We start from the raw sequence: 26,895 nt of genomic DNA on the forward strand, positions 1-26,895 counted from the left end.
GACCGTGTCATATCCCCGTTTTTTGACAATGCCGCTGCGTCTCAGGAGCGACCGGAATTTCAGTTCCCTGAATGCTGAATTGATTTCAGAATCCATGGAAATGCTGGTGTTTTGAATTTGTTTTTGCATTGAGAGGGAAAATGTTTTACTTGTATTCATAGCGGCTCTTTCTTGTGTGTTATTAGGTGTTTGGCGATGTCTAATATTACACAATTAAGGCCGCTTTTCAAGTATTTTTTATATTATTTCAAATGGTTATATCTGTCCCCCTCCCATATTTCTTGTGCGAAACTTGAGTTTTAAGTCTAATGGCGCGAATGTTTCGGCATGCGCATTCATTTACAGATGCACCTCATTCACGGGGCTTTCGCCCCAAAAAGGAGGGTAACGCAAGGCATTATTTTCCAACCAACTCTTTATAGGGGCGGGAATTGCCTGATCGCCCGAAAACCAACGCGTCTTCAGGCTGTTACGCGGCTCTTGCCCTGATAATGTCTCACCACAATCCTCATACTCCAAGAAAAGGAGGCAGTCGCATGATTTACGATTCCAAACCCTGGCTAAAATCTTATGACTCCGGCATTGCTGAAAACCTGGAAATTCCCCAAACCCCCTTAAAGGATTATCTGGTCAAATCCTGTTTTGAGTATCCTGACCGGGCGGCGGCGAATTACATGGGAACGACCATGACCTATAAGGATCTGCTGGAGAAATCGGGAAGATTAGCCACGGCCCTCAACCAGGCGGGATACGGCAAAGGCGACGTAGTAGCCGTGTGCCTGCCCAACACGCCCCAGTACATGATCTCCATTGTTGGAGCCCTGCGCGCTGGATGCGCGGTTTCCGGCCTGGCGCCCTTGCTCATGCCTGATGAAATGGCCTATCAGTTGAACGATTGCGGCGCCAAAGCCCTGGTTATTCTGGACATGTTGTTCGACGCCAAACTGGCGCCGGTTGCGGACAAGGTCCCCAACCTGCAAAAAGTGCTGGTCACCGGCGTGTTCGATCCCATCCCCGGAACCACGGATTTCCCCAAAGGCTCGCCCATCAGCGGCAAGCAGGTGAGCAGCTTTTTTGAAGTGATCAATGAAACCCCGGACAATCCGCCCGAGGTTACGCTTGAAATGGGCGATCCGTGCTTTTTGCAATACACCGGCGGCACCACCGGGCCTCCCAAGGGCGCCGTATTGACCCATGGCGCCATGTTCAGCAACGTGTACCAGTTTGAAAAATGGCTGCACGTAAATCACGGCGAAGAGGTCTGGGTCTCGGGCTTCCCCATGTTCCATCAGGCCGGCCTGTATGTGAGCGTTTGCTGCATGGCTTACGGCGGAACCCAATGCCTGATCCCGGATCCCCGCAACACGGATCATATTATCGGGGAGATTGAAAAATATAAGCCCACCCTGCTTGTCAACGTGCCCTCTTTGTACATGATGCTCATGGCCAACGAAAAATTCAAAGATCTGGACTTCTCTACGGTCAGGGGCTGCATGTCAGGCGCGGCGCCCTTCCCCGTGGATGCGGCCAACCAACTGGAAGGCATCGTAGGCAAAAACAAGATGGTCGAAGTATGGGGCATGACCGAAACCAGCCCGCTCATCACGGTCAACCCGGTGAAAAACCCGGCCAAAATCGGCTCCGTAGGCCTGCCTTTGCCTAACACCAAATTCCGCATTGTGGATCTGGCCGACGGATGGACCGAAGTTCCCATGGGCGAGGAAGGCGAACTCATCTGCAGCGGCCCCCAGGTTATGCAGGGATACCTGAACAAACCCACGGAAACCACCAACGCCTTGCGGGAGCATGAGGGCGATCTCTGGATGCATACCGGCGACGTAGGCCGCATGGACGACGACGGATTCGTTTACGTGGTTGACCGTGCCAAAGACATGATCATTGTCGGCGGGTTCAAGGTGTTTTCCTCGGAAGTGGAAGACAAGCTGTATCAGCATCCGGCCATTGAAATGTGCGCCCTTGTCGGCCTGCCCAATCCTGAAAGGCCGGACAGCGAAATCGTCAAGCTCTTCGTCCAGAAAAGTGCGGAGTACGCGGATACGCCTGACGAAAAGGTCCAGGAAGAAATCGCAGCATTCGCCAAGGAAAAACTGGCGCCTTACAAGGTTCCCAAGGTGTATGAATTTGTTGAAGCCATCCCGCTGACCAGCGTGGGTAAGGTCAACAAGAAGATTTTGCGCGTGTAGTCCCCCCTGCATCCAGGCGCGCAGCGGGAGGGAAAATAGGTTCCCTCCCGCATTTTTTTTGGGAGCCGGGGTTATCTGTTGTCTTTATAATGCCTGTGCAGGTCTTCCGGCTTGGCGCCGAATTGATAGCGAAGCATGAGGGAGTAATTTCCCAACGTCCTGCGAAGATGCCCGTCCTGCCGCCACCTTCGGGCCGACGACCGAACCCGGGCGCGGCTCAGTTTGAACCCGCCTATCCGCAATAGCTTTTTAACCAGGTCCACCTCTTCCATCAAAGGAATGTCGGCAAATCCTCCGGCCCGCCAATAGGCCTCTTTCCTGACGAAAATCGCCTGATCTCCGTAGGGCATGTCAAACAGTCTGGTTCTTAAATTGGCGCCAAAGCAAATAAGATCCATGGCCGGGCCGGAGTCATCGGTCCCCAATGAAAAGGCGCCAAAAGCGATATCCGGGTTTTGCAACATGCGGGAAATCTCCTGGTCGAAACCGGCGGGAGGAAGGGTGTCGGCGTGGAGAAAAAGCAGTACGTCCCCGGTTGCATGGCGCGCCCCCGAAGATTGCTGACGGCCCCGCCCAGGCGGAGAGCCTAAAATCAGGTCCGCCAATCCGCTTGCTCTGGCAACAGTCTGATCTTGGCTGCCGCCGTCCACCACAATAATTTCATGGGCGCCGGGCCGGCAGGCCTGCAAGACTTTGCGGATATTCTTTTCTTCGTTCAAGCACGGAATGATGACGGAGATTTTCACAAGGGCTAATCCAAAATCTGCGGATGGGTGCGCCGCAATTCTTCCAATTTGTGCAATGTCTCCCCGGCTGCCGCCTCTCCTCGGGAAAGTCTTTGGAGTAAGATTTTCAGGTCCTCAAGGTCGTCCACATCTTTCCAGGGTGTGGTCAGGCCGCAGGGGATGCGGCTTTGCTGCAGAACATCCAGGGTTTGCGCCAGGACCTTGCTGGTTCCCCATTCAGGGCCGGAAAAGATGGAGGGAAAAAAGCCTTTCTTGGTGAATCCCACCAGAAAATAACCGCCGTCCTCCGAAGGCCCCAACACGCAGGCGTTTTCCTCCAGAAGTTTCTCCGCTTCCTGGATGATATCCATGGGCAAATCCGGGATGTCGCTGCCCATGAGCAAGGCCTTATCATAGCCCTGGCTGAAAATCTCCTCAAAGGCGTTTTGCATTCTCTCTCCCAGGGAGGCCCCTTTCTGGGGATGCAAGGGATAAGGAGTTTTCATTTGCGGCGGTTCTTCCGGAGGCCAAAAAAAAACGTGTATCTCCCCGCCTGTACGCTCCAGCATGGACAGCATGTCCTGGACGAAAGAGGCGTAAAGGTCGCAAGCGGCTTCATCGCCTATCCCGGCGGCCAGGCGGGTTTTCACCTTGCCCGGGACAGGATTGCGCATAAAAAAAATCAGGGCGCAGGGGGATTCCATATGCTACTCATCCAAAGAATCCAGGGAGCATGCCCGCCCCTTGAGGTTAAAGAAGAATTTCAGAGTCTTTTTCACTTTTTCGGAATAGAGTTTGGGCGCGAACACGTTACCGGCGGCTCTTTTGCTGATCTCAGCCAGGGTCGGGTACGGATGGATGGCGCCCGCCACGGTGGAGAGCTTGACCTTGCCGTTCATGATCCCCACCCACTGGTTGATGATGTTTCCCGCCTCCGGCCCTACGACCTGGACTCCAATAGGCTTTTCCTTTTCGTCCAGAACCAGTTTAAAGCAGCCTTTAGACTGGCCTTCGGCCAAAGCCCGGTCATTGCCGGAAAACTCTTCGATAATCACCTTAGGCTCAATGCCCGCTGCCCTGGCCCGTTTTTCGTTCATGCCGATGGATCCGATTTCCGGGTCCGTGTATGTGCACCAGGGGACCCAGGTGTAGTCCGCCTTTCGGGGCAAATGCAAAATGGCGTTGGACAGGGCTATGCCCCCTTCGTAACCGGCCACGTGGGTGAATTGCAGGCCGCCGTTGCAATCGCCCACTGCGTAAATGTGCTTGTGCTTGGTCCGGCAGCGCTTGTCCACGGGCATCCCCCGGGGGGAATGTTTGATGGCCAAAGCGTCCAGGTTCAGGCCCTCCACATTGGCCTTGCGGCCTAAGGCGACCAGAATATCCTTGGCTTCAATGGTTTCGGACCGGCCGTCTTCCGTTTGAATGACCAGTTGCCTGCCGCTTCCCAGGTCCTTAACTTCCTGGGCCGTGCAACCAAGCCGAAAAGCCACGCCCTCCTTTTCCAGAACCTCCTGGACAATGGCGGCCATGTCCGCGTCTTCCGGCCCTAAAATCTGGGTGTTTCGCTCCACCACCGTAACCTGGCAGCCCAGGCGGGCGAAAGCCTGGCTCATTTCAATGCCTATGGGGCCGCCGCCCAAAACGATCATGGACTCCGGAAGCTCCTGGAGGAAAAAAATGTCTCGATTGGTTAAGTGCGGGCATTGATCCAGGCCCGGTATGGGCGGAATCATGGCTGACGACCCAGTGGCGATCACCCAATGATCGGCCGTAATTTTCTTTCCATCCAGGTCAATGGTGTGTTCATCCGAAAAAAAAGGCTCCCCGAACAGCACCTTGGCGCCCAGGGAGCAAAAGCGCTCTTCGGAATCGTGCCTTTGGATGGTTTGAATCACCCCGGCGATGCGCGCCGCGATTTGGGAAAAATCCACGGGCGGCAAATCCACGGCGGGCAGGCCGAAGTCCTGGGCGATCTTCATGTAATGATAGACTTTGGCCGATTTGATCAGGGTCTTGGAAGGCACGCACCCAAAATGGAGGCAGTCGCCGCCCAGCAGGGGCTCCTTTTCAACCAGCAAAGTCTTGGCGCCCAATTGGGCCGCGCCCGAGGCCGCTGTCAGCCCTCCCGCGCCGCCGCCGATAATGCCGATGTCGTAATCTGCCATGCTGCTATTTCCCTTCGCCGGAATCGGCGCCCGGAGGCGTTAGGCCTGCACGCCTGCGGTAGAGTTCCAGCAGTTTTTTTACGGTGATGGGGAAAACGCCTAAAATGATGAACGAAACAATCAGGCTGGGAGACAAAATGCCGGACAGGGAGTCTATCTTGCCCAGTTCCTTGCCTGCGTTGACAAACACGATGGTGCCCGGAAGCATGCCAACCTGGGAGACCCAATAAAAGGTGCGCAACCGCATTCTGGTCAGGCCCATGGCAAGGTTGATCATCCAAAACGGAAAAGCCGGGACCAGGCGCAGGGTGAACAGATAAAACGCCCCTTCACGCTCCACGCCCTGGTTGATCTTCTCCAGGCGATGTCCGACTTTTTCCTGCACCCAGGATCTTAGTAAAAACCGGGAGACCGCACAGGCCAGCGTTGCGCCTATGGTGCTGGCGAACGAAATGACGACCAGGCCGGTCAACAGGCCGAACAAGGCCCCTCCCGCCAGGGAAAGCACAACGGCGCCCGGCAGGGAGAGGCCTGTTACAGCTATATAAATGAGCATGTACGTCCCGATGACTGAGACGGGATGCTCGCTGTACAACTGGGTCAGGCTCGCCTGGGAGGATTTGACGTACTCCAGGCTCATGAAGCGGCCAAGATCAAAGATAAAAAACGAGGCTGCAAGCGCAACCAAGATCCCTGCCACGATTATTTTTTTCACCGTCCCTGGCTTCATCCCCTCGCCCCTCCCCCCCTGTTATATGACTCAGGCCTTAGCTCTATACAATGTCAGGCTGTTGGTCACCACCGAAATGCTGGACATGGCCATGGCAAGGGCCGCCAATATGGGGTGCAAGTGGCGCAGGAATTCCGGCAAAAAGGCAAATCCGGCCAACGCCCCGGCGGCCAGGGGAATCAACACCACGTTGTATCCAAAAGCCCACACAAGGTTCTGCTTGATGGTGCGCATGGTGGCCCGTCCCAGCCCAATGGCGGAAACTACGCCGGTCAGCTTGCCGCTGGCCAGCACCACGTCAGCCGTTTCCATGGCTACGTCCGTGCCTGTACCCAAAGCGATGCCCAGGTCGGCGATGGCCAAAGCCGGAGCGTCGTTAATGCCGTCCCCCACCATGGCCACGATTTTTCCCTGGCCCTGGAGTTCCTTGACCTTGTCGCCCTTCTGCTCCGGCAGGACTTCAGCGAAAATATTGTCCACACCGATTTGCGAGGCGATGGCCTTGGCGGTCTGGGGATTGTCGCCGGTCAGCATGATCACTTCCAGGCCCTGGCTGTGAAGTTGCTTGATCGCCTCGGCCGATTCCGGCTTGAGCGCGTCGGACACCGCAACCAGGCCGGCCAGGGCTTTATCCCTGGCGACGACCATGACCGTTTTTCCCTCATTGGCCAGGCGGTCGATCTCAGCCTGGGCGCTTTGGACGTCCACGCCTTGGGCGGCGGTCCAGGCGGGCTTGCCCACGACTATATTGGCGCCCTCGATGTCGGCGGACACGCCGTTTCCTCCGTGGGCCTCAAAGCCTGCAAGGGCCAGCAGCTTGCTTCCCTGCTCCTTGGCGTGCTCCACAATGGCCCGGCCCAAGGGATGCTCGGAGCCGGATTCCACGCTGGCCGCCAGTTGCAGGACCTTCTCCTGATCCAGGCCGCCGAAAGCCGCCACGTCGGAAACCACGGGCTTGCCCATGGTGATGGTGCCGGTTTTATCCAAAACCACCACGTCCAGGTCGGTGGCCATTTGCAGGGCGGTGCTGTCCTTGAACAATATGCCGTGTTTGGCGCCCCGGCCCGTACCGGCCATGATGGCCGTGGGGGTGGCCAATCCCAAGGCGCAGGGGCAGGCGATGACCAGCACCGCTACAAAACGGATCATGGCGGGAACGAATTCTCCGCCGATGGTCCACCATAGGACGAATGTCAACACGGCCAGGCCGATGACCGCGGGCACAAACACAGCCGCCACCCTGTCGGCCAAAGCCTGGATAGGCGCCTTGCTGCCCTGGGCTTCCCGGACCATACGGATGATGTGGGCCAGTGCGGTCTCGCTGCCCACCCGGGTGGCCTCAATTTTCATTAAGCCCTGGCCGTTGACTGTGCCGCCCGCCACGGAGTCGCCGCCGGTTTTATCCACAGGCAGAGGTTCGCCCGTCAGCATGGATTCATCGACGGCGGAATTGCCCCACACCACCTTGCCGTCCACAGGCAGACGCGCGCCCGGACGGACCAGGACGATGTCTCCGACCTTGACCTGGGATACGGGGACTTCTTTTTCATCCTCCCCGTCCACGATGACTGCAGTGTCGGGAGTCAGGCTCATAAGCTCCTTAATGGCTGCGCCGGTTTTGCCTTTGGAGCGCGCTTCCAGGAGCTTGCCTAACTTGATCAGGGTGATGATGACGGCTGAGGTTTCAAAATAAACGTGCTGTCCCAGGACCGGAAAAAACAACAAGGCCAGGGAGTAGATGTAGGCCGTGGACGATCCCATGGCCACCAGAACGTCCATGTTGGCGCTCTTGTTTTTCAGGCTTTTGATCCCGCCCACATAATAATCCCAGCCCGTATAAAACTGGACCGGCGTGGCCAGGGCCAGAAAAAACCAGTTCACCCAAGGCTGATGGCTCCAGGCGCCGATCAGGCCGAAGTCGCGGGACATGCTGATGATGAACAAAGGCAGGGCAAAAACCACCCCCACCCAAAACTTGCGGGTCTGGTCCTTGATTTCCGCTTCACGGGCTGCGGCTTCCACATCCTCGGGCTCCTCGCCTTCTTGAGGACGTATGGCCTCGAACCCGGCCTTGGAAACCGCTTCGACTATTTTATCCAGATTGGTAAGGGCCTGGACGTACTCCACCGAGGCCCTTTCCGACGCAAAGTTTACGGACGCCGACACCACCCCGGGGACCTTTTTGTTCAGGCTTCGTTCCAGGTTGGCGGCGCAATTGGCGCACGTCATGCCGGTTATGGGGAGTTCAATTTTCGCCGTAGGCACGCCGAAGCCCAGGCTCTCAATTTTATTGATGACATCCTGGGGCTTGGTCTGTGAAGCGTCCAGGTCGAACGAGGCCTCCTCGTTGGCGAAATTCACCGACGCCTCGGCCACTCCGGGCAGCTTTTTAATGCCGCGCTCGATGTTCATGGCGCAATTGGCGCAGGTCATCCCTGTAACCGGTAAGGTTATCCTGGCGGGTTTCATGGCAGCCTCCAGGTTTACTCTGCGGGGTAATTGATCTCTTTGAGGATAGCCCTGATAGAGTCTTCGGTTGCCGGGGAATCCCATTTCACCTTGATGGTCTTGGATCCGGGATCGCCTTCCACGCCAGTCACGCCGTCAGCTTCATTCAGTTCCTCTTTGATGGCGTTTACGCAATGACCGCAGGAAATATTGGGTACGGTAAATGTTTTTTCTTCCATGATGGCGCCTCCATGCTACCAGCAAAAATGTCAAGTGAGACCAAATAGGTCCTAATTAATATGGAGTCCCCGATTAACTCTGTCAAGCGAATGCCATGGCGGGAAAAACAGCGGAGATCATCTACTGGCGAGGTGTGCAAGGGGAAGGCGGTCAAATTCCTTCCCCTTGCAAATACTTATCCTTTAATTGTCCGTCAGGACATGGTCGTCGTATTCAGTTTCGAAATACAGCTTATGCTTGGCTTCTTCCTGAGCCAAGGAAAGAAAAATTTCCTTGAGGTCCCCTTCCACCCGATTGGCCAAATGGGTGTACAGCATGAACGCGGCTTTTTCCTTTTTCATGGCCAAAATAAGGGCCTTTTGGAAATCCATGTTGGGCTCCACCGGAGCGTCCACCACGTAATCCGCAATTTTGAGGTCCGTTACATTGCCCGCTGCGGGGGCCATGGCCTGGCCTTCCTTGACAGACTTGAGCTTTTCTTCATGCCTCTTCTCTTCCGCAACAAAGCTCTCAAACAATGCCTTGGAGCCGGACCTGGTTGTGTTCTCAGCGATTTCTGCGTAAAACTTCTGGGCCTCCTGCTCATTTTTAATGGCGAAATCCAGGATGGCATCCACTGAATTAAAGTTGGTCATCGTGTATTCTCCTCCTCGTCATTTTGAACAATTTGGGCTCCAACCCAGGGCCCTGTTGGTTTATCTTAGCAACGATAATTTCTATTACAATATTGTTTATGTCATAGTTTTCAACGTTGCGTCAAAGAAATATCATGAAATTACATCACGGTTCAGTTCACGCTATTAACTCAAGATAGGCGCCGGAGGCGGAGTGGTCAAGAGCCATAACAGCCTGTTGGGCCTTTTTCCAGACCATGGACGCCGGAGCTTCCGGCGCTTGATCGCATAAAATATTGCGAACGACGTCGGCTTTGCTTTCTCCGGAAATCAAGAACAGAATGTTTTTGGCGGCGCAAATAAACGGCAGGCCAAGACTGATTCTGTCGTGGGGATGCCTATCAGACCGGGCCGCATGCACCCGGGCTTCCTGGGGATAGTCCTGAACGCCCTCGGGAAAAAGCGAGGCCGTATGGCCGTCCTCGCCCACCCCCAAAAGGACGAAATCCAGGCCTTTTTCCGGAGGAACGGCGGCTGCCATAAGGCCTTGCAGCGTCTCTTCATAGGATTCCGCAGCCTTTGCCGCGTCTTTTAAATGAACCGGGACGGAATAAAACCGTTCTTGGGGAAAGCCCGCGGGTTTGATGAGCGACTCCCGGATCAAGCGTTGATTGCTGTCTGCGGCGTCCGCGGAGACCATGCGTTCGTCCACCTGGAACAGGCGGGACTTTGCAATCCATGTTTTATTATGATTCTGAGCCAGAGCATTGAAAAAACCAACAGGCGTTTTGCCTCCTGAAAATGCAGCGGAAAACCGGCCGCGCTCCCGGATGCCGGATGAGGCGCACTCCAGAAAAAATTCAGCGGCGTAAGCGGCCAAGTCTTCCGGTGTTTCATGAATGACGACGGTCTTGCCGGGTCCGGCCTCTTTGACTATCATGCAAAATCTCTCCAACGCCTGCCGTCCCGCCCCATCAATTCGTCCGCGTCCGCGGGCCCCCAGGTTCCGGCCTTGTAATTGGGGAAGTTTGCGGGCGGATTATCCTCCCAATATTGAATGATGGGGTCCACCACGCTCCACATGGCTTCCACGCCGTCCTGCCTTGCAAAAAGCGTGAGGTCGCCCCGCAGGCAATCCAACAGCAGACGCGCGTAGGGAGGATAGCTGGCGGTCTGAAAGGCCTTGGAATAGTTGAACTCCAGCAAAGAAGGATGGGGAATGTTTCCCACCCCCGGCTGTTTGGCGTTAAATCGCAGGATGATGGATTCCTCCGGCTGAATTTGAAGGTGCAAAGCGTTTGGAGCGTCCTGACAGGCCGAGCCCATGAGTTTTAAGGGCGGCTGCTTGAACTCCACATAGATTTCCGTGATCCGCTTGTTCAGCCTTTTACCAGCCCGTAAGTAAAACGGCACCCCGGACCAGCGCCAATTGTCGATATAAAACTTGCCGGCGAAAAAAGTGGGCGAGACGGAATCCTTAGCCACATTCGCTTCTTCCCGATATCCCGGAACGGCCTGTTCGCCGTATCGTCCAGGGCCGTACTGGCCCCGAACCATGTTGTGACGCAGATACTCCTCATCCACTTTTCGGAAGCTCTTGTATATCTTGAATTTTTCGTCCCGCACCGCGTCCGCGTCAAAGCTGGCGGGCGGCTCCATGGCGGTATGGGCGGCCAGTTGCAGCATGTGGTTCTGGATGATGTCCCGAACCACTCCCGCCTGCTCGTAGAAGTTTCCGCGGGTTTCTATGCCGATGTCCTCGGCTGCGGTGATCTGGACATGATCCACGTAATTCCGGTTCCATAAGGGCTCGAACACGTTGTTGCCGAACCGGAAAAACATGAGGTTCTGGACGGTTTCCTTGCCCAGGTAATGGTCGATGCGAAACACCTGGTTTTCGTCAAAGGCATTTAGCACCCTTTGGTTGAGGGCCCGGGCCGACGCCCTGTCCCCGCCAAAGGGCTTTTCCATGATCACCCGAACGCGGCCCGGTCCTTGGGCCAAACCGTGATGCTTCAGCCTGTCGATAATCACAGGCGCTGAATCGGGCGGCGCCGCCAGGTAATGGAGCAGATTGAGGTTTTCTTGCGAAACCCCAGGCAGTCCTTTCTCGACGGCGGCTCTTACTTCCTCGTATTTGGAGTCGTCTTCAAAATTGGCGGAGATGAATTCAAAATGGCTGACAAACTCGTTCAACATGTCTTCCGGGGCAGGGTCTTCGCAATGCTTGATCACGGATTCCTTGATCATCGCCCGGTACTCCGCGGAGTTAAGATTTGTCCTGGCAAACCCGATGACGCGAAAGTCGTGGGCCAGGAGGTTGTCCCTGTAGGGCCGGAATAAAGTTGGCGCCAGCTTTTTCCGGGCAAGGTCTCCGGCGCCGCCGAACATGATCATGATAAAAGGATAGTCCCTGGCGCCCTGAGTTCCCAGGGGCAGGACGCACGGATCCACAGGCTGTTGGCCGCCTTGGGCGGCCGGGCCGGAATCACTCATCATGGTCGCTCCTTATTTTATGGCCGCCGAATTCCTTTCTGAGCGCGGCGATTACCTTGGCGGAAAAAAAGCTGCTTTGCCGGGACCGCAGCCTTTCCAACAAGGCCGTGGTGATGACGGGCGCAGGCGCGTCCTGTTCCATGGCTTCGGCCACGGTCCACCGGCCTTCGCCCGAGTCCTCCACGTACGCCCAGACGGACTTCAGGTCCGGTTCTTCGCGGAAAATATTTTCGCACAACTCCAGCAGCCAGGACCGGATGACGCCGCCCTGATTCCAAAGATGGGCGATCTTGCCCAGGTCCAGGCCGAAATCCTCTTTGCCGTGCATAAGCTCGAATCCTTCGGCGTAGGCCTGAAGCATGCCGTACTCAATGCCGTTGTGGATCATTTTAACAAAATGGCCCGCTCCGTTGGGGCCGACATGCAAAAATCCGCCGGGCGGCGCCAAATCTACAAAAATGGGCCTGAGCAGGTTAAACGCTTCCTCTTCCCCGCCCACCATCAGGCAATAGCCGTTTTCAAGCCCCCACACGCCTCCGCTGACGCCGGCGTCCAGGAAGAAAATTTCCTTTTCCTCCAAGGCACGGGCGTTGGCCATGGAGTTCTTATAAAAGGAGTTGCCGCCGTCTATAATGCAGTCCCCCGGCTCCATAAAATGGATTAATTGATGTATGATGGAATCCGTTGCCTGGCCCGCCGGAACCATCACCCATATAATCCTGGGGAGCGGCAGGCTGGCGACCAGATCTTCCAGGCTTTCTGCGCCGTATGCGCCCTTGGCCGCTATGGCTTCCACGGATTCCCTGGTTCGGGCGTATGCTGAAACCTTATGGCCTCTTGCCAGCAGCCTCTCCACCATGGCTCCGCCCATTTTGCCTAATCCCACAAATCCGATTTCCATAGGATCCTCCGAAAACTATCTGATGGTGCAAAAACGCGAATGGGATGATTCGCCGGCATGGATCGCCGGCGCCGAATTTTTCATTTACAAAGAATATACTACGGTCCAATCGCGGGGTTCAAGGAAAGTCTATGAAATGATTTGCGTCCCGGTCCTATTTGATTTATTGTTGGTGAACAGTTTGATCGCGCCTTGAAACAACTCCCGGATCGGAGCATCCATGAAAGACAGCAAAACCATTCACCAAGGAAGAATTTTCACCCTGAACCATGACCAGGTAACTCTGCCCAACGGCAAGGAAACGGGTTTGGACGTCATTCGCCATCCGGGGGCGGCGGCCATGATTTGCTTGAACGAGAAGCAGGAGGTTCTGCTTCTGCGTCAATTCAGATACGCCGCCGGGGGATATCTCTATGAAATTCCAGCCGGGACCTTGGAGACCGGAGAATCGCCCCTTGACTGCGCGGCCCGGGAAATCGAGGAGGAGACCGGATTTTGCGTTTCCTCGTGGAAAAAGCTGGGTAAAATGATTCCTGTTCCCGGGTATTCGGATGAAGTGATTCACATCTTTTATGGTACAGGGTTGACGCCCTCCAGCCAAAATCTGGATCAGGACGAAATTTTGGAAGTGGAAGCCGTTCCATGGAAAAAGGTCATGACTATGGCCGGAGACGGAACCATTTGGGACGCCAAAACCTTGTGCGCGCTTTTTTGGCTTGACCGGGAGCTCTCCCGTTGAAAATCTTTACATTTCCGGCTTAACCGTTTATGCTGGAAAGGTTTCTACAACCCCAAACGCGGCCTTCAGGTGTTCATATGATTCTAGGACTTGACGTTGGCGGAACCCAGACCGACGCCGTTGTGTTGGAAGACGGCCATGTCCGGGCTCACACAAAAACGGTTAATCGCCCGGAACTTCTCGAAACATTAGGACAATCCCTCGACAAAACCCTGGCTGGAATAGAACCGGATAAAATTCAACGCATGGTGTTTTCCACCACCATGGCCACCAACGCCGTGGTGATGGACAACATGGACCCGGCGGGCATGATCGTTTCGGCGGGACCGGGCATGAATCCGGAATGGTTCAGCGTCGGCCCCTCCTATCATGTGGTGGAAGGGTGCATGGACCACCGGGGAACCGAGGTGATGGCCCTGGATAAAAGCCAGGTTAAAGAAGCCATCCGGGAAATGGAAAAGGCGGGCGTAAACGCCTGCGGCATCGTGTGCAAGTTTTCGGTCCGCAACCCCCATCAGGAATTGCAGTTGGAGGAATGGCTGGGCGATCAATTCGGGTACAAAGCGCTCGGCCATCGCTTCTCCGGCAGCCTAAACTTTCCCAGGCGCATAGCAACCGCCTATTTAAACGCGGCCTTGCACAAACTGCATACAAAATTCATTTCCTCCCTGGAAACCACGCTCACGGAAAGAGGACTGAACGCCCCCCGGTACTTGATGAAACCGGACGGCGGAACAATCCGTTTGGATAAGAGCTGCGAGTTTCCCGCCCAGACCGCCCAGTCCGGTCCGGCAGCCAGCGTCATGGGCGCTCTGGCTTTGGACGGGTGCAAAGGCGTGACTCTGGTCCTGGACATCGGCGGAACCACCACGGATATGGCCCTTGTTTTGGACGGCCTGCCTTTGTGGGTGCCGAACGGCATTCGCATCGGCGAACACAGGACTTCCATCCGCTCCCTGCTGACCCGTTCCGTGGGCTTTGGCGGAGACTCGGAAGTCAAGGTGGATGACGGCAAAAAGCTGTCCATCGGTCCTATACGCCGGGGCGAGGCCATGGCTTTCGGCGGCCCCATGCCCACTCCTACGGACGCCATGATTACCCTGGGACTTATGGAGGAAGGGGATAAGGATCTGGCCCGAAAGGCCATGGAGGACATCGGCGCCCAGCTATCTCTGGACGCAGAAAAAGCAGCCAAAATAATCCTGGAGGAAACCACCAAGGGCATGACCAAGGCGGTCATCGACTTTGTTAAAAGAATCAACTCCAGGCCCGTATACACCATTCATGAAGTCATTGAAGGCATCAAAATTGATCCCGACCGCATTGTGGTGCTTGGCGCTCCCGCGCCTATTGTCGCGCCCATGCTGGAAAAAGCCTTTAACATCCCTTGCGTCGTGCCGCCCCATTACCAGGTGGCCAACGCCGTGGGCGCCGCCGCAGCCAAGGTTACGGCGGAAATTTCGCTCCAGGCGGACACCCAGCGTGGATCCATGGTGATTCCCGAAGTGGGATTGGAAAGCGCCATTGCCAGGGATTTTACCATGGCGGCGGCCATGGAGCAGGCCAAGGAGGCGTTATTCTCCAGAGGACTGGCCGTGGGCGCGGACCCCGGCGACCAGGAGTTCGCCGTTATAGAAAAAGAAGAGTTCAATATGATCCGGGGCGGGTACAGGGTTGGAAAAAACATCCGCCTGAAATTAGCGCTGGTTCCGGGTTTAATTCCTGACTGTAACTGCGGGGGGCAGCAATTATGATTAGGGCGAAACGAAAAACCGGGCTTGTTTTTTTTCCCGCTTTTGACTGGGCCATCAGCCCCACCCACCCGGAAAGGGAGGAAAGGCTTTTATACACCCAGGACCAGGTCATGGAAGAGGGCCTGCTGGACGTGCCGGGCATCCGCGAATACCGGGTGCGGCCGGCTAAATACAGCGACCTGCAACGGGTGCATTTTTGCGTGCCGGACGAACCGTCCATGGCAACGGAAAGCCATTTGATTTCCGCCGGCGGCTGTCTGGTGGCTGCGGACGCGGTCATGAAAAAGGAAGTGGAGAGCGCCTTCGCCCTGGTTCGGCCTCCCGGGCATCACGCCATGAAAGTGGTTCACGGCAACCGGGGATTTTGCAACATCAACATCGAAGCGGTTATGGTGGAGTATATCCGGGACGTCTACGGCGTGAAAAAAATCGCCATTGTGGATACGGACTGCCACCACGGAGACGGCACCCAGGACGTTTACTGGCACGATCCAAACGTTCTGTTCATCTCCATGCACCAGGACGGCAGGACCTTGTATCCCGGGTCCGGCTTCGCCGAGGAAAACGGCGGCGCCAACGCCAGGGGTACGACCATCAACATTCCCCTGCCTCCCAGAACCGGCGAAAAAGGCTTTTTATACGCCCTGGAAGAACTGGTCATGCCCCTGCTTGAAAAATTCGAGCCGGAGCTTGTCATCAACTCGGCCGGCCAGGACAACCATTTTGACGACCCCATCACCCACATGAACTTCTCCGCCAAGGGATATGCGGAATTGAACGCTCGCCTTAAGCCGGACCTTGCGGTTCTGGAAGGCGGCTACTCCGTGGAAAAGGCCCTGCCCTACGTGAATGTGGGCATTATCATGGCCATGGCCGGCATGGACACATCCACGGTCAAGGAGCCCGGGTACGACAAGCATTACGCGCCCCAGGCCCCGGACATTACGGATTACATCACCAACCTCATGGGAACCTTAAAAGATCAGTTTCTGATCAATCCCCCGGCGCCGCATCCGGCAAAAAATGGGGAGATTATCACGACTTCCAAAAGAATCTTTTACGATACGGATATGATCAACGAGAACCAGGACGAACGCCTGGTCCGTTGCCGGGATTGCGCAGGGGCATTGGCCATAGACTCCCATTCCAGCAAGGGGAACAAAATGATGGGCGTCCACATTCCCAAAGACGCCTGCCCCATGTGCCAAAAGATGGCCGAAAAATGGGTGAACGAAGCCCTGGACAACAAAAAGTTCCACCACATCTTTTTGCAGGACCGCACCAAATGCACGTACGAGGTGCTTCGTTAAGGGCCAACTGAAATCTTGAAATAATACTTATGATGGGATCTCAATGCAGGACGATACAGTCAACTTGAGATCCCATTTTTTTAGAGCAATTGGGTAAGCGGAGACGTTGATCAGCGATAGGATAGAATCGGCCAGTCCATTTGATCGGCCTTTTTCCTGAGCGGATCGGTGGGCTCCACCGCAAACGCGTTGCCCACCATGGAAAGGAGCGGGATGTCGGCCTGATGGTTTCCATAGGCAAAGGACCTGGCGAGGTCAATGTTTTCGGACTCCGCAAGGGCTCTCGCTTTTTTGACCTTTTCCTCTTCAATGCACAAAGGCCCCCGGGTTCGCCCGGTCAGCATACCGTCCGGGCCGGTTTCCAGGTCGCTGCATAAAAGGTGGTCAAACCCCAGGTCGGCCCGCACAGGCTCCAGGGTGTACCGGAGGGAGCCTGAAATCAGGACCGTGACATGGCCTTGCTTCTTATGCTCAAGGAATCTTTCCAGGATATTTTTGGCAAGTTGGGGGCGGATCATGTCCTCGTAAAATTCGCAGATTCCATCCACAAAAGGATCCAAAGGCTTGCCTCTGTAGAAGCTCAAAAGAATGCGCGCCATGGCCGTCTCGGACAGCAAATGCCTTTTATAAAGCAGACTGGAGCCCCAGACTTTCAGGATGTACGGCAGGGGCGCCAGCCCCGTCTCCCACAAAAACTTGATGCCCTGCTTTGCGGAATCGGTCTCCAGCAGCGTGCCGTCAAAATCAAAAAAGGCTCCAATGCGTTCGGTCATGGCAATCTCCTGTGTCGTCGAAGAATATGCACGAATCCCGAACAAATAGCAAGGACGGCATGGGACGAAGCGCCCCCTTAGGGAAAGGCGGTTCGCTGCACGGCCTGGGAAATCATGCTCAGGCTGGAGCTGGAAAGCATGTGCACGGGCTTTTTGTGCTTTTTGCCCAGATTTTTTACCATGGTGCAGGCGCCATGGCTGTTGCAGTTCACCGGACACAGCACCACGTCAGCCCTCCGAAGGCGATTTTCCAGATCCCGCACACCGCCCTTGATATAGCCGTCGTGATACTCGAAAATGCCGCCGTTTTTCTCCACGACTTGCCGGTACAAGGCTTCCATCTTTGTTATGCCGCCAACCAGCAATATGCGCTTGCGGCATAAGTTGAACGACGGGCACGAGTCATCGCAACGATTCATCTGCATGAAGTCGTTGATCATCTTTCGGGCCTGCACCTTAAATTGCTCTTTGCCTTCTTCCCTGGCTGATAGCTCCTTTTGCAATTCCTCGCTCTGCGCTTCAAGGGAAGCCAGACGGGCGTCCTTTTGCGCCAGCTCTTTTTCAAGGCGTGACAGCCGATGCAACAATGCCGCGTTTTCCTCTTCCAAAAGGACGGCGCGTTCAACCTGTCCTTTCTCAGGGATAAAGGCGTCCTCCTCATTGACGGAGCTGATTTTGGACTCCAAGGCCGCGCATTTTTGAGCAAAATCAGAGTTTTCCTTGCTCAAGGCTTTGCTCTTCTTAACCTCGTCCCGGTGTAATTTCCTGACTCCGGCAAGCTGCTCCTCCACGGCTGACAGGCGCTTGGCCAACTGGGCCGCGTTTTGAGCGGTCTGATGCATGTCCATGTGAACCGCGCCGAAAATGTGCGCCATGTTTTTGGCGGATAAAACCTGGCGCTCGGCCGCCGCCCAAAGAACCGCCTCGTAGCTGCCGGTCCGGAAGGCGCTTTCCCAGTGATCCATGAACGCCTTTTCGTCAAGATCCCGCAACGGGGCGGCTTCTTTCAGGAATTTCTTGTTCAGCAAGTTCTCAACCTTCCGGGAGAGCCGGTTTTGGTTTTCACAGGAGCCAATCAATATCTCATGGATCTCGTAAAGCGTTTTGCCTTTGGGCGTTATGCCGGACTTTTTTAAAAGCTGCTTCTGCTCAGGAACAGTCAGGCACATGCCCATGAGAGGACATCGAAAAATCTTGTCCGTCTCCCACAGCCGCCGAGGCTCCCGGGAAACCGAGGAAAGATCGATTTCTTCGGCGGAACCGGTCCGATGTTCAAAGTCCGTGATGTGCGCGTTTAACATGGGGCTTTCTCCTTTCTCGCTCCGACGCCGAGTTAGAATATTCTAACTTAAATCCCCTAAAAAATCCGCCTTATTTTTGCGCTAAAGGCGGAATTTGGCCTTCCTATTTTGCCTTAATCGGAATCCCTATCGTTCTACCTATTTTTCTTTTTGCATCGCCTAATAATTAGAATGGGAAACCTAAGTTAGATATATCTATATACCAGGAGACCGGAAACTGTCAAGCCGAATTTTCAGGCCATAGTCAAAACAGGCGGCTGTTCTTTCAAGCCGCCTGTTTTTAAGCAAAAAATCTACATGACCAAACGGGAGGTGGGGACGGACAGCGCATCCTCGCCGTAATGGGCGATGGCTGCGTTGAGGTGGTCTATCATTTTTTCCCGGTCTCTTGGCAGTCTGCCGAACATGGATACGAGGTTGGTGGGGTGGTTGGCCTGGAGAAGAACGTCGTCATGGGCGATGCTTTTGATGAGGGCCTTTTCCTCCTCCAAAACCTCCAGTTCGGTGGGCAAGTTAAAGCTGCCGGAGAGGATGTCCTGATACAGGGGGACGGTCTTAAAAACCCCCATGGTTCCCAGCCAGATGAGGCTGGGTTTTACCTGGTTGAGCAGGTCCGCTGTTTTTTCCGCGTTTTTGGCGCCGTTTCCGGCCCCTGCGGCGCCCAGCATGAGGCTGGTTGCATACTGGATGCCGGCGTTGGTCAGACGATTGAGGTGGTGCACGGCGTCTTTGACCGTGTGCCCCTTTTTAAGATGCTCCAGGACGGAATCCATGCCGGACTCCACGCCCACGTGGAAATCGTTGATTTTTAGTTTTCGAAGCTCCGCCAGTTCCGCATCCGTTTTATTTCGAATGTTTTTGATGGAAGCGTACATGCCTATATTTCGGCATTCGGGAAAGTACTCCAAAATCTTCTCAGCGATGGCCTTGAGGGCGTCCGCCTTCAGCACGAAAGCGTCGCCGTTGACCAAAAAGACTCTCTCAGCCTTGGGGTAAATCCCCCGGGCTTCCTGAAGGTCGCTTTCAATCTCCTCCATGGAGGATACGCGGAATTTCACGTCCCGATACATATTGCAGAAGGAGCATTCATTGTGCGAGCACCCCACTGTAACCTGCAGGAGCATTGAGTCGCATTCCACAGGCGGGCGGTAGGTGGTTCCTTCGTATCTCATAAGCCGTCTCCTATTGACCGGTCAAACCGGCCTGAACCAGGGCCGTCATTTGCTCCCAGGATTTGGCTCCAATCAGACGATTTTCTCCAAAGATCATGGTGGGCACGGCGGTAATCGCCTTGGCCTCCGCAGCTTCCCATTCTTTGTCCACCGCCTCCTGGTAGGTGCGATCCGTGATGATTTTCTCCGCTTCATCAAGGGGCAGGCCCGCTTTTTCCGCGATGTTCAGCAGCACGTCCTTGGAGGCAAGATTCAACCCCTGGCCGAAAAAGGCTTCAAAAGCAGCCTTGTGGAAGGCATGCCCTTTTCCCTGATCCGCGGCCCAAAGCCCCAGTTCCTGAGCCAGCCTGCTGTTGTAGGTTTTGTCCAGGGAGCAAAAAGGCAGCCCCAGGTGGGCGGCTGTTTTCGAAAACTCCCTGTCCCACTTTTCCACTTCGGAGAGGGGGACGTCCAACAGTTCTGTCAGGGCTATGCCCTCGTCGGGAACGTCGGAATGCAAAGGGTAGTAGCGCCAGCGGATGGGAACATTAAATTCCTTGGCCAGTTTTTCGGCGTTTTCCATATTAAAGTAGCAAAAGGGGCAGGTGTAGTCGGAAAATACTTCCAGCACCTGTGAAGATTCGGGCATGCGTCTTCTCCTGATTATCGTCGAGGGTTTCCTGCGGAGCCGTGGGCTCCGCTATACAACTGTATTACTGTATGCCCGGAACGGATTTTGTCAATCATTCGCATGGGCAAGTCCTTAAAACGGATTCGCTTTTACGGTTTTCCTTGACAATCGGCGTTTAAAATTTTAGCTTTTGCCTAAGTTTTTTGTTGCGGGCCCTTTACGGGCTATAGGGAAAGCGGTGCAAATCCGCTGCGGACCCGCCACTGTAAGTGGGGACGAAAGCCGCACACGCCACTGTTTCAAAGGGAATGGGAAGGCGCGGCCGGTAGATTGATCCACGAGCCAGGATACCTGCCGCAACAAAACCGTGTTATTACGTCTTCGGGTTTAAGGCGGGGTGCGGATATGAATGTTTATATCCGTTTAATTCCTTGTTTGGGCGCTTTTTTAAGCCCTGCCTGTCACCCCGACGGGCAGGGCTTTTTTTGTTGCCTCTTCCCGGCCGGGCGATGCTCTGGATTGATTCCTGAGAACCTGGAGACGAACAATGAAGAATGATCATAAGGACGAAAAGGACATTTGGTTTCCGGCGAAAAAATACGGATGGGGATGGGGAATCCCCCTAACCTGGCAGGGATGGGCCGTCATGGTCGGATACATGCTTCTAATGACCGTGGGCGCCGTATTCCTGACGAGGCCTCCGCACGAGATTTGGTTTCTCCCTTTCACCGTAATCGCCACCGCCCTTCTGATCTTCATTTGCTGGAAAAAGGGGGAAAAGCCCCAATGGCGCTGGGGCAAAAAGGATTGAGCCCCAAAAGGCGCCCGGGCGCAATGGCCGCGCCCCGAAAAAATTACTGATAGCGAGCGGCCGGAAGAGGCACGTCTCCTCCTTTTCCGAACCGTTCTTCCGAAGGGTTTTCCGGCGCTCAAACACCGCTCACGAGCGCCGGGAAGCCTTTTGCTTTTTTTTGACAATGCCGTGATAAGGCATTAAAAGTATATAGCTTGATGGCAACATATTTTCCGTGCGCCAAAAACATAGGAGACCACCCATGAAGCCCCCCATCGTCCTTGCTGCATTCGGCACTTCCACCCGCGCAAAAGCCACTTACGACCTTATCGACGCAGCCTACAGGGAAGCATTCCCCGGCCATGAAATCCTTTGGGCATACACCTCCCGCACCGTGGCATCCAAGGTGAATAAACGCAGCGACGAACAAAAGCTCCATCCAGAAGAGGTCATGGATATGCTGGCCAGCCAGGGGCATGAGTGGGCTGTGGTGCAATCGTTGCACCTTGCCTGGGGGCATGAGTTTTTTCGTTTGAAGGATGACGTGCAGCACGAAAAAGTCCGGGCTTCCATGGGCCTGCCCTTGCTCACCTCCCCGGAGGATTGCATGGAAGTCGCCGAGGATCTCGCCCGATTTTTTGATTCCCCCGAAGACGAAGCCCAGGTGTTTGTGGGCCACGGCACGGATCACCCGGCATGGGCCATGTTCACGGCCATGGGGAGCATCCTGAAGGATATGTACGGGGATCGGGCTTTCATGGGAGTGCTTGAGGAAGGGTATCCGGACCGGGAGGTCCTGATCAACAAACTGCTGGTCCAGGGATATAAAAAGGCGCGGCTTATCCCCTTTTTGCTGGTTTCGGGCATGCATTTCGCCAAGGACCTGGCCGGGAAAAAGGATTCCTGGAAAGTGAAAATGGAGGAAGCCGGAATTCAAGTGGAAACGGAAAACATAGGCCTTGGCCAAAGCCCGGCCGTCATCCAAATGTTCGTCCGGCACACCCGAGAGGCCTTGCATTTGGTTCCTTTGTAGGCTGCGCAGTTGTGGGATAATGTAGGCTTGATATTTGTTAGTCGATTATGCAAAGACGTCCCCAAAAACGCACGAACATGTCAACCTCTCCGCTTGCCCCTTCCGCCGTTGCTGCAACGATGCTTTCTTTGTGGACATCCATTCCGACATAAAGTACCTTGTTCATGACCCCTCCTTGATGTGGCTCTGAGTGATTGAAAACTAACAGCTTCCAATTACTTAACCCACGGTTTCAAGGAGCGGGTCAACCCCCTTGGCCTGAATCGCCGCCCGTATTACCCATAATATCTACTATTTTTATAGATAAATCGTAGATTGGGTTGAGTTTGCAAAACCTAACAAAAACTGCGCCGAAACTGCATCCTTTGTTCGGCCGGGGCTGTTCCTCAAAACCGAAAATATTTTGCGTCCCTGTGACAAAAAAACTGCAAGGTTAACCACCGAAGACACGGAACACACAGAAAACGATCTTTCCGTGCCTTTCCGTGTGTTCCGTGGTTTTTTATGCTCTGTAGGCAATCCCCCTGCCCTTTGAAAAAACAGTCATTACGGACCCCGGCGGCACACTACGCTGCCGGGGGCGCCCAAATACTTACCAATTGGCCTCAGTTCTTTGTCGGCGGATCGTCGCCAAGAGCTTGAAGAATCCGGTTGATGGAAAAATGAATTCTCATGCCGTTTTTTTTGCCGTGAGGGGCCAGGGCGGCGTAGCATCCCGGGCAATAGCAATAGACGTTCGGCGCCGCGGTGGCTTTTAACTGATCCACCCGCTTCTGGGTTTCCTGGGCTGCCTGGGTATGATCCCAATTATTCCGGAATCCGCTGGCGAATCCGCAGCACAAGGAGTCCTGCCTGGTATTGGCCGGTTCCGCCAGGGTCAGGCCCGCCGCCTCGTGCAGTCCGTAAACCGCATCATAAAAGGACTCTCCCAACTCGCTGCTGTAGCAGGAATCGTTAATGGCCGCGGTTCCTTCCAACTTGTTTGTAAATTGCAAATCTCCGGCCTGAACCTTTTCCCACAACCAATCCCAAATGGAAATGACCTCAAAGGGCAATTCCACGCCGTGATAGGCGGGCCACATATTTCCGTAAAAGTTGGAGCATGAGCCGCAATAGCATACCAGCCGCTCGGTATCCAGTTGGGTCAGCATGCCGTAGGTGCGGTCCACGGTCCGGGTAAAGGCGTCGTAATCGCCGAACCGGTAGGGAATCTCGCCGCAGCATGCGTTGCGCGGGGCGTATTTCGCCAGGCCGGACAGGGCTTTGGAGTATTCTATGGTATGGGGAATGGTCCGGCCGAAACAGCCTATGAACAAGGTGTCGCGAGATTTTTCGGGAACCTCGGTCCATTTGTCCAAAATGGCCTGATGCGCTTCCGGCGCTTTTTTATATTGATCCAGAAAATAGCCGGAATCCGAGTCGCCCGTGAACATGTACTTCACGCCGGCGGGGACCTCCTTGCCGCCCTCCCGGTTTTTGGCGTTCATCCTCTCCATGATGAGCGCGTAAGGCTTTAGCTCCTGGGGACAGTAGTGGTTGCAGGTCATGCAGAAGGTGCATTCGTTCAATACCCGCTCCGGCTGCTCGCCGTTAAGCAGGCGTTTGATTTCCGCCTTGGACTCCTCCTTGCCCATTTGCATCACCGGGCATTTTTGCAGGCAGATTCCGCAATTGATGCAGGCGTCCTGGTCTTTGCCTGCAGGGATAAAAGCGTCGATATAGGATTTACTGGCCATGATCCCTCCCCAAAATAAATTATGATGATTTTATGAAAACAAAGCGCCGGACTATTAAAATGAATGGGACATCTTACACAAATTCATCCGATCGTGCAAATACTAATTCCGAATTTCCGCATGAGCCCATGGTGCGGGGTTTACTTCGCCAAAATCTCAAAAAGAATAGATCCCCGTTTCCGGGAGTGCGGCCTCTTCGCATCCTCATAAAGGAGCGCCAAACGCCCTTCGAATTTTCGTTCACCTCGAAAGGTCGTCATCCCGGCAAGGGCGATCCGTTTTTCAGGATCGTCCGCAAGCCGGGAGCGGCGTGATCTCCGGCTCCCGGCCTTGCTGAAGGAATGGCGGTTGAGCGTTTATCTTTTAGGCGCTGCGGCGGCTTGCATCATGCGGGTGTAGTTGCGGCAGAAGCGATCTTCGCCCAGGAGCATTTTGACGGTCAGGATCGCCTCCCGCATGGATGCTTCCGTGGGGTCTACAATGGCCGAATCCATACCGGCCGCATAGGCCAAGGTCAGAAAGGTTCGGTTGATGAGCATACGCTTGGGCAGGCCGAAAGACACGTTGCTAAGCCCCATGGTGATGTGGGCCTCGGGGAACTCCTCCCGAATGCGGCGGATGACCTCCAAGGTAATGTTGCCAGCCTGGATGTCGGTGGCAATGGAAAGCACCAGAGGATCGATGTAAAGCCTTTCATCGGCCAGGCCGCTTTCGCGGGTGCGGGCGATCATTTTCCGGACCACCTCCATGCGGGCGTCGACCGTTTTAGGAATCCCGCCTTCGTCCAGGGCCAGGGCGATCAACTCGCAGTCGTTGGCTGCGGCCAGGGGGAGAATTTCCTCCAGCCGCTTGGGCTCGCCGGATATGGAGTTGATCATGGGCTTTTGACTGACCTTTTCCAGGGCGGCTTTTAAAGGCTCGGGCCGGGAGCTGTCCAGGCAAAGCTGACAGTCCACGGCGTCCTGAACCACGCCCACCAGCCAGATCAGGTCCTCGGTTTCCGTATCGGGCGCGGAGCCTGCGTTCACATCCAGAAGGTTTGCGCCGGCCTCCACCTGAGCCTTCGCCAAAGCTGCGATGAATTCCGCGTCTTTCTCCTTGATGGCCTGGCCCACGGATTTCCTGGTTCCATTTATTTTTTCGCCGATTATCTTCATAAGGGTAAACTTCTCCTGTTCCTTTTTTTAAGGATTCAATAATGCCTGGCGCGACACCGTCCGCGCCTTAAAAAGTACGGGGTTGATTAGAAGCGCATGGCTTTCACGAGAACGCTGCTGAAGCTGGAATCGTTGGCCATTTCCACATGCACGGCGTTTCGGGCGATTTTTTCGGCCCGGCTTCTTTCCCGGCGGGAAAGCAAGGCCAGGCATGCTCCGTCCGCGGCTGCATTTCCGGCCTGCACGAATTCAGCGTCCGCCAGGTCTTCGGGCAGGAGGCGGATGGCCAGGGCGCTCTCCATATTCAGGTGAGACCCGAAGGCGCCCGCCATGTAGACCCGGGAGATTTCCTTGGCGGAAATTCCCATCTGTTGCAGCAGCTTTTGCACGCCGGCGTGGATGGCGCCTTTAGCCAGTTGGAGTTCCGATATATCCTTCTGTGTGATTATGATGTCTTGTTTTGCTTGGTCTTTTTCCTTGGTAGCCAGCAGATAATATTTGCCGCGGGGGCTTTTGTGCACTCCCTTGGCCTCGTAGGTAAAATGCCCGCGAGAGTCCAGGACCCCCGCCCTGACCATTTCGGCCAAAGCGTCCACAAGGCCGGAGCCGCAAATTCCTACGGGCGGCTCGTTGTTGATGGTGAAAATTTCAGGGCCGTTTTCCGTTATCCTCACCTTATGAATGGCGCCGGGGCTGGCACGCATGCCGTCGCGAACGTGGGCGCCTTCCAATGCCGGGCCCGAAGCGCAGGATGTGACGAACATGCCGCCGTCTGCGCCCGGCCTGGTTAGGACGATTTCCGTGTTGGTGCCAATATCCACTCCCAGGCAGGTTTCATCAGCCTGATCCAGGCCGCAGGCCAGTATCATAGCTGTATGATCCCCGCCCACAAAGCCCTCAATACAAGGAAAGACATACACTTTGGCGGTGGGAGCGTCTTTTATTCCGAACGCCTTTCCCGTAAGCTCCAGGGGATTGGAAAATCCTGCGGCGTAGGGAGACCGCGCCAGGGGGGAGGCCGGCAATTTTAACAGCAGGTGCGACATGGCGGTGTTGCAGGCGACCGAAATATTGGAAACCCTTTCCGGCTCGACGCCTGCATTTTTACATAATGCGCTCAGGAGATCGTTGATTGCATCCTTGGCCGCCGCCGACAGCCTGCCAGGTCCGTCCGGGTTATGAATGGCGTAGTCCAGACGGCTGATCACATCCTCGCCGTAGGAAATCTGGGGGTTCATGCACCCTTCCGAACAAAGGATTTCGCCGGTTTCCAAGTCCACCAGCCGCCCCGCTATGGTTGTGGTTCCCAAGTCAAAGGCGGCGCCTATGGGCGTTTTTTTTCCGGCAATCAGACCGATGGGAGCGCCGTCCTGCAAAAACACGGTCAACTCTCCGTTCGACTCCCGCAATGAGCCGGACAGGCGTCTTACAAACTCGGGGGATAGGGTCCACCCGTTTTCATCCCAAGCGTCCATAGCCTCGGACAGGCGACGCGAGTCCGAACGCTGGTCCTGCAAATTGGGCAAGGGGAGATTTACAAACCGGGATTGAACCAGCCGGTCTCCGTCCGGGCTTCGCATACGGCCTTCCAGTTGCAGGCTTTGTTCATGAACCATGGAGGCTTTGGGCACATGTATTTTTACATCGCCCAAAATGCGGGTCATGCAGGCCAAACGTTCCTGGGGGGCGGCCGAAGATTGCTCCAAAACCTTTAATTCCGACGAATCGGGAGGAGCGGCCCCGCCGGCGAGAATGTGCACCCGGCATTTTCCGCACTTGCCCTTGCCCCCGCAATCGGCGGCCAGGGGAACGCCGGCCGATTGGGCGGCCTGGGCGATTGTGGTTTCAAAGGGAGCCTCAATGCGCCTGCCCAGAGGCTGGAACTCCACCGTGCAAGTTTTTTCGGATTTGGATGACATTGCGCAACCCGCTGCTTCCCCGGCCCCGCCACAGAGAAGGATTGAACGGGGCCTGTGGGATATTTTTCAGGA

At 55.3% G+C, this 26,895-nt stretch carries 24 protein-coding genes and 1 riboswitch; of the genes, 6 read left to right on the forward strand and 18 right to left on the reverse strand.

What is annotated here, in order from left to right; genetic code table 11:
• Nucleotides 1-536: 536 nt before the first annotated feature.
• Nucleotides 537-2,204 carry an AMP-binding protein gene (locus G491_RS0108640; protein ID WP_035218275.1) on the forward strand — a complete coding sequence of 556 codons (1,668 nt, stop codon included), beginning with the start codon at nucleotides 537-539 and terminating at the stop codon, nucleotides 2,202-2,204.
• A 71-nt stretch (nucleotides 2,205-2,275) separates the two neighbouring features.
• Here G491_RS0108640 and G491_RS0108645 read toward each other — a convergent pair whose 3' ends face one another.
• The 10 genes from G491_RS0108645 to gnd form a co-directional block, all read right to left on the reverse strand.
• Nucleotides 2,276-2,950: a TIGR04283 family arsenosugar biosynthesis glycosyltransferase gene (locus G491_RS0108645; protein ID WP_028314312.1), complete on the reverse strand. Its 675-nt coding sequence runs from the start codon at nucleotides 2,948-2,950 to the stop codon at nucleotides 2,276-2,278.
• 5 nt (nucleotides 2,951-2,955) lie between these two features.
• The gene (locus tag G491_RS0108650; protein WP_028314313.1) at nucleotides 2,956-3,633 is read right to left on the reverse strand and encodes a TIGR04282 family arsenosugar biosynthesis glycosyltransferase; all 678 of its coding nucleotides are present in this window, start codon (nucleotides 3,631-3,633) and stop codon (nucleotides 2,956-2,958) included.
• A 3-nt stretch (nucleotides 3,634-3,636) separates the two neighbouring features.
• On the reverse strand, nucleotides 3,637-5,097 hold the full coding sequence (locus tag G491_RS0108655; protein WP_028314314.1) for a dihydrolipoyl dehydrogenase family protein: 1,461 nt from the start codon (nucleotides 5,095-5,097) through the stop codon (nucleotides 3,637-3,639).
• 4 nt (nucleotides 5,098-5,101) lie between these two features.
• Complete coding sequence (locus tag G491_RS0108660; RefSeq protein WP_015947752.1) at nucleotides 5,102-5,827, reverse strand: TVP38/TMEM64 family protein; 726 nt, start codon at nucleotides 5,825-5,827, stop codon at nucleotides 5,102-5,104.
• Nucleotides 5,828-5,857: 30 nt separating this feature from the next.
• Nucleotides 5,858-8,296: a heavy metal translocating P-type ATPase gene (locus G491_RS0108665; RefSeq protein ID WP_028314315.1), complete on the reverse strand. Its 2,439-nt coding sequence runs from the start codon at nucleotides 8,294-8,296 to the stop codon at nucleotides 5,858-5,860.
• 14 nt (nucleotides 8,297-8,310) lie between these two features.
• Nucleotides 8,311-8,514 (reverse strand): heavy-metal-associated domain-containing protein, encoded by a 204-nt coding sequence (locus G491_RS0108670; protein WP_028314316.1) that lies wholly within the window; start codon nucleotides 8,512-8,514, stop codon nucleotides 8,311-8,313.
• Nucleotides 8,515-8,697: 183 nt separating this feature from the next.
• Nucleotides 8,698-9,150 (reverse strand): ferritin-like domain-containing protein, encoded by a 453-nt coding sequence (locus tag G491_RS0108675; protein WP_028314317.1) that lies wholly within the window; start codon nucleotides 9,148-9,150, stop codon nucleotides 8,698-8,700.
• Nucleotides 9,151-9,307: 157 nt separating this feature from the next.
• On the reverse strand, nucleotides 9,308-10,069 hold the full coding sequence (gene pgl, locus G491_RS33585) for a 6-phosphogluconolactonase (protein ID WP_051327132.1): 762 nt from the start codon (nucleotides 10,067-10,069) through the stop codon (nucleotides 9,308-9,310).
• The gene (gene zwf / locus G491_RS0108685; RefSeq protein WP_248635352.1) at nucleotides 10,066-11,628 is read right to left on the reverse strand and encodes a glucose-6-phosphate dehydrogenase; all 1,563 of its coding nucleotides are present in this window, start codon (nucleotides 11,626-11,628) and stop codon (nucleotides 10,066-10,068) included. The genes pgl and zwf overlap by 4 nt, the downstream gene beginning before the upstream one ends.
• A complete protein-coding gene (gnd, locus tag G491_RS0108690; RefSeq protein ID WP_028314319.1) occupies nucleotides 11,618-12,526 on the reverse strand; it encodes a phosphogluconate dehydrogenase (NAD(+)-dependent, decarboxylating) in 909 nt (302 codons plus the stop codon). Before gnd ends, zwf begins: the two co-directional genes overlap by 11 nt.
• A 220-nt stretch (nucleotides 12,527-12,746) precedes the next feature.
• On the opposite strand from gnd, the gene G491_RS0108700 reads away from it, so the two are divergent.
• The 3 genes from G491_RS0108700 (at nucleotide 12,747) to G491_RS0108710 (ending at nucleotide 16,329) form a co-directional block, all read left to right on the forward strand.
• Nucleotides 12,747-13,265, forward strand: coding sequence for an NUDIX hydrolase (locus G491_RS0108700; protein ID WP_028314320.1), 519 nt, complete (start codon nucleotides 12,747-12,749; stop codon nucleotides 13,263-13,265).
• Between the two features lie 77 nt (nucleotides 13,266-13,342).
• Nucleotides 13,343-15,019, forward strand: a complete 1,677-nt coding sequence (locus G491_RS0108705; protein ID WP_028314321.1) for a hydantoinase/oxoprolinase family protein — start codon at nucleotides 13,343-13,345, stop codon at nucleotides 15,017-15,019.
• Nucleotides 15,016-16,329, forward strand: a complete 1,314-nt coding sequence (locus tag G491_RS0108710) for a histone deacetylase family protein (protein WP_028314322.1) — start codon at nucleotides 15,016-15,018, stop codon at nucleotides 16,327-16,329. The genes G491_RS0108705 and G491_RS0108710 overlap by 4 nt, the downstream gene beginning before the upstream one ends.
• Before the next feature lie 110 nt (nucleotides 16,330-16,439).
• Here the strand turns inward: G491_RS0108710 and G491_RS33590 are convergent, their stop codons facing one another.
• The 4 genes from G491_RS33590 to G491_RS33600 form a co-directional block, all read right to left on the reverse strand.
• A complete protein-coding gene (locus tag G491_RS33590; RefSeq protein ID WP_028314323.1) occupies nucleotides 16,440-17,102 on the reverse strand; it encodes an HAD family hydrolase in 663 nt (220 codons plus the stop codon).
• A 77-nt stretch (nucleotides 17,103-17,179) separates the two neighbouring features.
• Nucleotides 17,180-18,403: a DUF2325 domain-containing protein gene (locus tag G491_RS33595; protein WP_051327133.1), complete on the reverse strand. Its 1,224-nt coding sequence runs from the start codon at nucleotides 18,401-18,403 to the stop codon at nucleotides 17,180-17,182.
• Nucleotides 18,404-18,696: 293 nt separating this feature from the next.
• Nucleotides 18,697-19,575 carry a radical SAM protein gene (locus tag G491_RS0108725; protein WP_028314324.1) on the reverse strand — a complete coding sequence of 293 codons (879 nt, stop codon included), beginning with the start codon at nucleotides 19,573-19,575 and terminating at the stop codon, nucleotides 18,697-18,699.
• Nucleotides 19,576-19,585: 10 nt separating this feature from the next.
• The gene (locus G491_RS33600) at nucleotides 19,586-20,203 is read right to left on the reverse strand and encodes a DsbA family oxidoreductase (protein WP_051327134.1); all 618 of its coding nucleotides are present in this window, start codon (nucleotides 20,201-20,203) and stop codon (nucleotides 19,586-19,588) included.
• 174 nt (nucleotides 20,204-20,377) lie between these two features.
• Nucleotides 20,378-20,558: riboswitch (cobalamin riboswitch) on the forward strand.
• Nucleotides 20,559-20,732: 174 nt separating this feature from the next.
• Here G491_RS33600 and G491_RS0108735 point away from each other — a divergent pair.
• Both G491_RS0108735 and G491_RS0108740 read left to right on the forward strand, forming a co-directional pair.
• The gene (locus G491_RS0108735) at nucleotides 20,733-20,996 is read left to right on the forward strand and encodes a hypothetical protein (RefSeq protein ID WP_028314325.1); all 264 of its coding nucleotides are present in this window, start codon (nucleotides 20,733-20,735) and stop codon (nucleotides 20,994-20,996) included.
• A gap of 244 nt (nucleotides 20,997-21,240) precedes the next feature.
• Nucleotides 21,241-22,011: a sirohydrochlorin cobaltochelatase gene (locus G491_RS0108740; RefSeq protein ID WP_028314326.1), complete on the forward strand. Its 771-nt coding sequence runs from the start codon at nucleotides 21,241-21,243 to the stop codon at nucleotides 22,009-22,011.
• A 37-nt stretch (nucleotides 22,012-22,048) separates the two neighbouring features.
• Here the strand turns inward: G491_RS0108740 and G491_RS36520 are convergent, their stop codons facing one another.
• From G491_RS36520 to G491_RS0108760, 4 genes are all read right to left on the reverse strand, one after another.
• Nucleotides 22,049-22,177 (reverse strand): hypothetical protein, encoded by a 129-nt coding sequence (locus G491_RS36520; protein ID WP_282705981.1) that lies wholly within the window; start codon nucleotides 22,175-22,177, stop codon nucleotides 22,049-22,051.
• A 439-nt stretch (nucleotides 22,178-22,616) separates the two neighbouring features.
• Nucleotides 22,617-23,747 carry a (Fe-S)-binding protein gene (locus G491_RS0108750; protein WP_028314327.1) on the reverse strand — a complete coding sequence of 377 codons (1,131 nt, stop codon included), beginning with the start codon at nucleotides 23,745-23,747 and terminating at the stop codon, nucleotides 22,617-22,619.
• A 356-nt stretch (nucleotides 23,748-24,103) separates the two neighbouring features.
• The gene (locus G491_RS0108755; RefSeq protein ID WP_028314328.1) at nucleotides 24,104-24,904 is read right to left on the reverse strand and encodes a dihydropteroate synthase; all 801 of its coding nucleotides are present in this window, start codon (nucleotides 24,902-24,904) and stop codon (nucleotides 24,104-24,106) included.
• Nucleotides 24,905-24,990: 86 nt separating this feature from the next.
• Nucleotides 24,991-26,823, reverse strand: coding sequence for an ASKHA domain-containing protein (locus tag G491_RS0108760; protein WP_028314329.1), 1,833 nt, complete (start codon nucleotides 26,821-26,823; stop codon nucleotides 24,991-24,993).
• Nucleotides 26,824-26,895: the final 72 nt, after the last annotated feature.

Origin of the sequence: Desulfatibacillum aliphaticivorans DSM 15576 (assembly GCF_000429905.1) — a bacterium.
Lineage (GTDB): Bacteria > Desulfobacterota > Desulfobacteria > Desulfobacterales > Desulfatibacillaceae > Desulfatibacillum > Desulfatibacillum aliphaticivorans.